10 protein-coding genes are annotated in these 6,613 nt (G+C 69.9%); 7 read left to right on the forward strand and 3 right to left on the reverse strand.

From position 1 onward, the window contains the following. The first annotated feature begins 143 nt into the window (after positions 1 to 143). From FFS23_RS19495 to FFS23_RS19525, 6 genes are all read left to right on the forward strand, one after another. Positions 144 to 698, forward strand: a complete 555-nt coding sequence (locus FFS23_RS19495) for a hypothetical protein (RefSeq protein ID WP_137899911.1) — start codon at positions 144 to 146, stop codon at positions 696 to 698. Between the two features lie 288 nt (positions 699 to 986). Continuing rightward, on the forward strand, positions 987 to 1,244 hold the full coding sequence (locus FFS23_RS19505; protein WP_137899913.1) for a hypothetical protein: 258 nt from the start codon (positions 987 to 989) through the stop codon (positions 1,242 to 1,244). 82 nt (positions 1,245 to 1,326) lie between these two features. Further along, the gene (locus FFS23_RS19510) at positions 1,327 to 2,046 is read left to right on the forward strand and encodes a helix-turn-helix domain-containing protein (RefSeq protein ID WP_249340768.1); all 720 of its coding nucleotides are present in this window, start codon (positions 1,327 to 1,329) and stop codon (positions 2,044 to 2,046) included. Between the two features lie 43 nt (positions 2,047 to 2,089). After that, the gene (locus tag FFS23_RS19515) at positions 2,090 to 2,455 is read left to right on the forward strand and encodes a hypothetical protein (RefSeq protein WP_137899914.1); all 366 of its coding nucleotides are present in this window, start codon (positions 2,090 to 2,092) and stop codon (positions 2,453 to 2,455) included. Positions 2,456 to 2,500: 45 nt separating this feature from the next. Next, a complete protein-coding gene (locus FFS23_RS19520) occupies positions 2,501 to 2,968 on the forward strand; it encodes a hypothetical protein (protein ID WP_038660696.1) in 468 nt (155 codons plus the stop codon). Further along, positions 2,965 to 3,438 (forward strand): hypothetical protein, encoded by a 474-nt coding sequence (locus FFS23_RS19525; RefSeq protein WP_249340769.1) that lies wholly within the window; start codon positions 2,965 to 2,967, stop codon positions 3,436 to 3,438. Before FFS23_RS19520 ends, FFS23_RS19525 begins: the two co-directional genes overlap by 4 nt. 7 nt (positions 3,439 to 3,445) lie before the next feature. Here the strand turns inward: FFS23_RS19525 and FFS23_RS19530 are convergent, their stop codons facing one another. Next, positions 3,446 to 3,631, reverse strand: a complete 186-nt coding sequence (locus FFS23_RS19530; RefSeq protein WP_038660692.1) for a hypothetical protein — start codon at positions 3,629 to 3,631, stop codon at positions 3,446 to 3,448. Between the two features lie 143 nt (positions 3,632 to 3,774). Here FFS23_RS19530 and FFS23_RS19535 point away from each other — a divergent pair, with 143 nt between their 5' ends. Continuing rightward, complete coding sequence (locus tag FFS23_RS19535) at positions 3,775 to 4,203, forward strand: phasin family protein (RefSeq protein WP_137899915.1); 429 nt, start codon at positions 3,775 to 3,777, stop codon at positions 4,201 to 4,203. A gap of 232 nt (positions 4,204 to 4,435) precedes the next feature. Here FFS23_RS19535 and FFS23_RS19540 read toward each other — a convergent pair whose 3' ends face one another. After that, a complete protein-coding gene (locus FFS23_RS19540; RefSeq protein WP_038660687.1) occupies positions 4,436 to 4,939 on the reverse strand; it encodes a GNAT family N-acetyltransferase in 504 nt (167 codons plus the stop codon). A gap of 54 nt (positions 4,940 to 4,993) precedes the next feature. After that, a complete protein-coding gene (locus FFS23_RS19545; protein ID WP_137899916.1) occupies positions 4,994 to 6,577 on the reverse strand; it encodes an efflux transporter outer membrane subunit in 1,584 nt (527 codons plus the stop codon). Between the last annotated feature and the right edge of the window lie 36 nt (positions 6,578 to 6,613).

Genomic DNA, 6,613 nt, shown 5'->3' on the forward strand with positions numbered 1-6,613 from the left:
GGTGGCGGGCGCTTGGCTAGGGGTGTCGCGCGGCTGTGCCGGCGCGGGACGGCGGGGCGCGGCGTCAACCGTGTTGGTGGGCGCGGGTCGGCACCCGCGCGAAAGGGGGAGCCATCGGCGGGCGGGGCGGTTAGGCTGGCGGCATGGCGAAGCTGAAGGTCTATCGTACGCCGATCGGGTTCCACGACGCCTATGTCGCGGCGGCGAGCCAGAAAGCGGCGTTGCAGGCATGGGGGAGCGAGCGCGACCTGTTCGCCCGCGGCATCGCCGAAGTGGTGACCGACCCGGCACTCACCGCCGAGCCGCTGGCGCAGCCGGGCACGGTGATCAAACGGTCGCGTGGTACCGCGGCCGAGCAGATCGCGGCGCTGCCCGATACGCCTGCGAAGGCGCCGCGCCGCCGGTCCGACGATGCGGCGGATGCATCTGCGCCCCAGCCGAAGCAGAAGCCGGCACCAAAGCCGGCGCCCAAACCCGATCGTCGCGCGCTCGATGCGGCGGACCGGGCGATGGCCGAGGCGGAGGCGCGGCATCGCAGCGAGGCGCGTGCATTGCGCGCCGAGGAGGCGGCGCTCGCCAAGCGGCGACGGACGATGGAACGCGCGCAGGAGGACGAACGCGCGGCGCTGGACGAGGCGCGGCAGGCGGCGGCGGACGCCTACGAGCGCGCGATGCGGCGGTGGAAGGGGGGCGGCTAGGCGGGACCGGCATTCGGAGACTCACGCGTAATTCCTCCCCCGCCAGGGGGAGGTGGCATGCCGCAGGCATGACGGAGGGGGAGGTAAGCGACACGTCTGTTCCGTGCCCTCCCCCTCCGTCACGGCTTCGCCGCGCCACCTCCCCCTGGCGGGGGAGGAATTGATCGAATGGCGGTCCCACTCCGGCCGCGCGCCCGTCAAGGCGTTGCGCTGGCGGAACAATGCTCGGGTACATGGGGTTGGTCCGGCCAGAAAGGATCCTCCATGTCCCATATTCCGAGTTCTGCCATGAAACACGCCGGCCCGGTCCATCACGACGAGGCCAAGGCGCCGCCGAAGCCGAAGAAATCCCCCAAGCGGCAGCCGGGCGGCCTCGGCACCGGCGCGTGGCTCGCGATCGGCGGGACGATCCTCGCCGGCGCCGCGGCCGCGATCGCGGTGCCGCTGCTGCGCGGCGACAAGCCGCCGGTCGCGACGCGCCGCGGCAAGAAGGCCAATAGCGGCAAGGGTGCGCACAAGAAGCCGGCTAAGGCCGCGCACGGCTGACCGTGACCCATGCGCCGCCGCCGGGATACTGGCAGCGGCGCGCGATGGGCGATAAAGCGCCGTCTTTCCCGCAACCTGTGGAATGACGATCTTGGCTGCCGTGCACCCCATGCCGATCGACCGCGACGATGGACCGCCTGCCGATGCCGACGAAACCACCGGTGTCGACCGTGAAGCGCTTGCCATGCCCGCCGTCCCGCGGGACAGAGGGCAAGTGACCGATCCAGCCCCTTTCGAACGCCTGTCGCGACGCCACCGCGAGTGCCTGCGCGGCGTGCGCGAGCTCAAGGGATCGAAGGAGATCGCCGACGAACTCGGCATCGAGAAGAGCACCGTCGACAAATACCTGACCGAGGCGGTGAAAGTGCTCGGCGCGCGCAACCGCCGCGACGCCGCATTGCGCCTCGCCGCGCATGAGGAGGCGGCCGGTCAAGGCGCGTCCGACCCCCAGAACCCGCAGATTTCCGCCAATTCGGCGGCGCAATCCGACCCCGATAAAATGGGGGGTCATTCTGCACGGCTAGTCGATCCGGCGATTGGCCTGCCATTGCCGGTGGTGCCGGACGACACGATCGTCAGGGCACCGGGGGTTTCCGGGGAGCCGCCTTCGAGGCACAGCTTCCCGGAAATACGGCTGCCCTTCCGGCGGAAGGGACAGCGGGGCAACGACTTGTCGGTCGGAGGCCGGTTGATCTGGATACCGGCCATCGCCATCAGCCTCGCCATCGGGTTCGGCATGCTGATGACCGGCCTCCAGGTCCTCACCGGCATCATCGAGACGATCGCCCGCCGCCTTTCCTGATCTTCAGCGAAAGCACCCCCATCGGGGGTGAACGGGGTGGCCAATGTCTTACGCGAACGCTCATTATGCCGATTCCCAGGTTGCCGCCGATGCCGTCGCCACATTGCTGTGGCGGCTCGAGACGCAGCTCGACGAAGCCTTCGCCACCGGCGGCGAACTGCTCGCCGCGCTGCCGCGGGCGCGCACCGCCGCCAAGCTGCCCGCGATCGCCGGGCAGCAGGCCTTCGAAACACTCAGTCAAGCCATCCTCGCGATCGGTACGGCGCGCGGTCACACCGTCGCCGGTCACCGCGTCATCGAGAAAGTGGGCCGCCAGATCGGGTATGAGACGAGTTTCGGCGACGAACAGCCGAAGCCCGATTTCGTCCCGACGGGCGTCGGCGCCAGTCATCTGCGCGTCGCCGCCTAGGTGTCATGGCTTGACCACCAGATTGCTCCTTTGGCCGGTCAAGTCATGACACACGTCATCCTCTTCAACATCGTCCTGCTCGGTGCGTGCGCTTATGCCCTGGCGGCAGGGGGCGCGCCCGAGCGGTGGACCGCGGCGGTCTTCCTCGTCGGGGCGGCGACCACCTTCGCGCTGCCGTTCCAGCCGCGCGTCAGTTATCATTCGGTGCATCTGATGATCCTGGCGGTCGATTGCGCGGTGCTGCTCGGGCTGGTCTGGATCGCGGTGCGTGCCGACCGGTTCTGGCCGCTCTACGTCGCCGCGCTCCACCTGATCACGATCGCGATCCATGGCGTGAAGGCGCTCGATCCCCATCTGGTGCCGTGGATGTACGCCGGGGCGAGCGCCAAGATCGCCTATCCCATGCTGGTGCTGCTGGCGATCGGTGCGTTGCGCCATCGCCACCGCCTGGCCCGTTTCGGGAGCGACCGCGATTGGTCGCCCCTGCGCAGACCGGACTACGAACACCCATGAACGCCGATATCCGGTTGCTGCGCTGGCCCGAGCGCGATCGCGAGAACCACGAACGCCTCGTCGCCGCGATCGCCCGCGTCCGCTTCGCCGCGGCGCAGGGGCGGGGCGAGATCGTCGCGTCCACCTTCGTCGGTCCGGAGGAGCCGGACGACGCCGACCGCGCCCGCGCGCTGCTGGCGCAGCGACGGAGCCGCGACGCGGCGGCGGGCAGCTTTGCCGAGCTGTTCGGCGAGCCCGGCTGGGACATCCTGCTGATCCTGTTCGTCGCCTATGAAGACGGGCGGACGATGACCAGCGGGCCGCTGCTCGACGAGATCGGGGTGCGCGGCGCGGTCGGGCGGCGCTGGCTGCAGGTGATGCAGGCGCGCGGCCTGATCCGGTGGGACGCGATGGAACCGCGGGATAGCGCCGCGGTGGCGCTGACCGACGAAGGCGTCGTCTTCGCGCTGCGCTGCATCGCCGCGGCGTGAGGCAGGATCAGGCTGGGCCGAGCAGCCGCTCCGCCTCCTCGCGCATCATCTCGACGCCCTGGCAGATGTGCAGGCTTGCGACGGTATGGCCGAGGTCGTCCGACAGGCGCATCAGCTCCTCACCGAGTCCGATCGCGCGGTGGAGCAGTTCGCCGCGGATTCGGGGCGGCATCGGGTTTTCGATCTTCGACATGGAACGGGCCTTCTACCGGCGCGCGAACGGGACGCAACGGCTGCTTCGTCGCGGTGCCGGAGCCAAGCCCGCTATCACACGTTGCAGTCGGGGTAACCAAGCGGGCGGCCGGAACGGCGTCCCAAGATGAGAGGAGAGCGATAATGGCCGAGGATTTCGGTGGTGCCGGCAACGGCGCGGGCACGGATGCCGGTGCGGGTCAGGGCGCTGCGGATGCGATGCGCGATGCCGCCGAGCGCGCACGCGCGGGCTTTTCGGACCATGTGCTCGATCCCGCGCGTCGGGCGGGCGAGGCGTTGCGTGCCTCCGGCCAGAAAGCGGCGGACAATGGCGCGACGATCGGCCTGAAGATCATCGAACAGGCCGAGCAGAATTCGCGCGAGGCGTTCGAGGCGATGCGCGAGGCGGCGCAGGCCAAGGACCTCAGCGAGGTGATGCGCATCCAGGGCGATTATCTGCGCGAACAGGGCCAGCGGGCGATGAACCAGGCGCGCGAGATGGGCGAGCTCATCATGCAGTTCGGCCGCGACGCGGTATCGCCGATGCGGTCGGGGAATGACAAGGCGGACTAAACGGTCGTGGTCGTGCCTCGCTGATCGCTGCAGTCCGGATGCGGCGACCTCGGCGAGGTTCGACCCACATCCTTATCGGGTCCGTCACCCCGGACTGGTTCCGGGGTCCACCGGGCCGCAGGCGCGCGGCCTCGCCTCAAGCCTTTCTCCTCGCCGCGGGGTAGACCCCGGAACAAGTCCGGGGTGACGGGGTGGGCTTGGACGCCGATGCGCTTCCATAAGCTGCCGGCGGTCAGCCGGTCGGGATCGGGCGCGCGAGGATCAGTAAATCGTGCGCGACGCCGTCGCGGGCGCGGACGTGGCCGGCGAGCAGCGCCTCGCGGCGAAAGCCGAGGCCTTCGAACAAGGCGATCGAGCCGGCCTGATCGGGCGTCATCGTCGCGCTGAGCTTGGCGAGGCCGTGCGCGCGGGCGATCGCGAGCAATGCCTCCAGCAGATCGCCGCCGAGCCCCGCACCGCGGCGGTCGGTGGCGACGAGTAGCCGGATCTCGCCGACATGGCCGCTCCAGCCGAGCGGATCGCGGACCAGTGCGCCGGTCGCGACGATGCGGCCGCCATCCTCCGCGATCAGGCTGTCGATCCAGCCTTCGCCGATCGCCTGCTGCCACGCCTCGATGACGCGCTCGTGGCGCAGGTCGCGGCCGAGGAACAGCAGGTCATGTTCGGGCAGGCTCGCGGCGAAAGCGAGCATCGCCGCGTCGTCGGTCGGGCGGAAACGGCGGATCGTGTGGCTCATGCGTGCGGTTCCTGCCTGATGGACGCTAACCATCGGGGATATCACGCATAAGCGTCAACCGCTGCGTGGCGTTCCGTTGAGCGTCACCGGTTGCGGGCCTTGCGGCGTCGCCTCCAGCGTCGAATCGCCGCCGAGCACGCGATATAGCGTGACGCGATTGCTCGCACCCGTCAGCGTCGTGGTGATCAGCGTGCGCTGCGCGGTGTAGAACGAGCGCTGCGCATCGAGGCTCGACAGGAAGGTGTCGATACCGCCCTGATAGCGCGCGTTGACGAGTTGCAGCGTATCCGCCGCCGCCGCCTGGAAATTGGTCTGGGCACGCAGCTGGTCGGCGATCGTGCCCTGCCGGGCGAGCGCGTCGGCAGTTTCCTGGAACGCGGTCTGGATCGTCTTTTCGTAGGTGGCGAGCGCGGCGTCGCGCTGCGCCTCGGTATAGCGGACGTTGGCGCGGCCGGCGCCCGCCTGGAAGATCGGATAGCTGACCGAGGGCGCGACCGAATAGTTGAACGCGCCGCCGGCGAACAGCGACGACAGCGCGGTGCTGGCGAAGCCGACGAGCCCGGTCAGCGAGATGCGCGGGAACAGCGCGGCGCGCGCCGCGCCGATTTCGGCGTTATAGGCACGCAGCTGATATTCGGACTGGACGACGTCGGGGCGGCGCAGCAGCACGCCGCTGTCGATCCCTGCGGGCAGCGTCGCGATCGTTGCCTGCGCCTCGTCGATCGAGACGGGGAGCAACGTCGGGTCGACCGGTGCGCCGACCAGCAATTGCAGCGCGTTGACGTCCTGCGCGACCAGCGTCTTCTGTTCGGCGAGATCGGCGTTGGCGGTTTCGAGGATCTGTTCGGCCTGACGCAGGTCGGTGCGCGCGCTGACCCCGCCCTCGAGCCGGGCGCGGGTGAGGCGGACGCTGACCTGCGCGCTGGTCGCGGTGTCCTGCGCGACCTTGAGCAGGCTGCGGTCGGCGGCATAGGTCAGCCACGCGTCGGCGATGTCGCCGACCAGCGTCAGCCGGGTGGCGCGTGCCGCCGCCTCGGTGGCGAAATAGCGGTCGAGCGCGGCGCGCGACAGCGACCGGATGCGGCCGAACAGATCGAGTTCGAAGGCGGTCACGCCGAGCTGCGCGGAAAAGGCACTGTTGCCGTTGCCGGTGGTGGTGATCGTGCCGGTCGAGCCGTTGCTGGTGCCGACGCCCGTGCCGGTCCCCGTATTGCCCGTGCCGGTGTTGCCCGTCCCGGTGTTGCCGGTGCCCGTATTGCCGGTGCTGCCGCTGCTCGCGGTGCTGCGCGCGCCATTGCCGCCGCCCGAATAGGTGTAGCGGCCCGAGGCGTCGACCGCGGGGAACAGATCGGCGCGCTGGATGCGATATTGCGCACGCGCCGCGGTGATGTTGGCGGCAGCGACGCGCAGGTCGCGGTTGTTGACCAGCGCCTGGTCGATCAGCGTCTGGAGCCGGCGGTCCTTGAAGATGTCGCGATAGGTGAAGGCGGGCAGGGTCGCCTCGCTCTGGCGCAGATAGGCGTCGCCGACCGGCCACGACGTCGGTACCGGCGTTTCCGAGCGGACGTATTTGGGCTCCATCGAACAGGCCGACAGCGCGGTCGCGGCGAGCGCCAAAGCGAGGATCGGGCGGGTCATCGGGCGGGCTCCGGCTCGGCGGCGGGCGGCATCGGC

It is taken from the genome of Sphingomonas sp. 2SG (genome assembly GCF_005503285.1).
In the GTDB taxonomy this organism is placed as follows: Bacteria; Pseudomonadota; Alphaproteobacteria; order Sphingomonadales; family Sphingomonadaceae; genus Sphingomonas; species Sphingomonas taxi.

Coding starts and splice junctions, on each gene's coding strand:
- FFS23_RS19495 (WP_137899911.1), top strand. CDS start 144: ATGGCGAAGCTGAAGGTCTATCGTACGCCGATCGGGTTCCACGACGCC.
- FFS23_RS19505 (WP_137899913.1), top strand. CDS start 987: ATGAAACACGCCGGCCCGGTCCATCACGACGAGGCCAAGGCGCCGCCG.
- FFS23_RS19510 (WP_249340768.1), top strand. CDS start 1,327: ATGACGATCTTGGCTGCCGTGCACCCCATGCCGATCGACCGCGACGAT.
- FFS23_RS19515 (WP_137899914.1), top strand. CDS start 2,090: ATGTCTTACGCGAACGCTCATTATGCCGATTCCCAGGTTGCCGCCGAT.
- FFS23_RS19520 (WP_038660696.1), top strand. CDS start 2,501: ATGACACACGTCATCCTCTTCAACATCGTCCTGCTCGGTGCGTGCGCT.
- FFS23_RS19525 (WP_249340769.1), top strand. CDS start 2,965: ATGAACGCCGATATCCGGTTGCTGCGCTGGCCCGAGCGCGATCGCGAG.
- FFS23_RS19530 (WP_038660692.1), bottom strand. CDS start 3,631: ATGTCGAAGATCGAAAACCCGATGCCGCCCCGAATCCGCGGCGAACTG.
- FFS23_RS19535 (WP_137899915.1), top strand. CDS start 3,775: ATGGCCGAGGATTTCGGTGGTGCCGGCAACGGCGCGGGCACGGATGCC.
- FFS23_RS19540 (WP_038660687.1), bottom strand. CDS start 4,939: ATGAGCCACACGATCCGCCGTTTCCGCCCGACCGACGACGCGGCGATG.
- FFS23_RS19545 (WP_137899916.1), bottom strand. CDS start 6,577: ATGACCCGCCCGATCCTCGCTTTGGCGCTCGCCGCGACCGCGCTGTCG.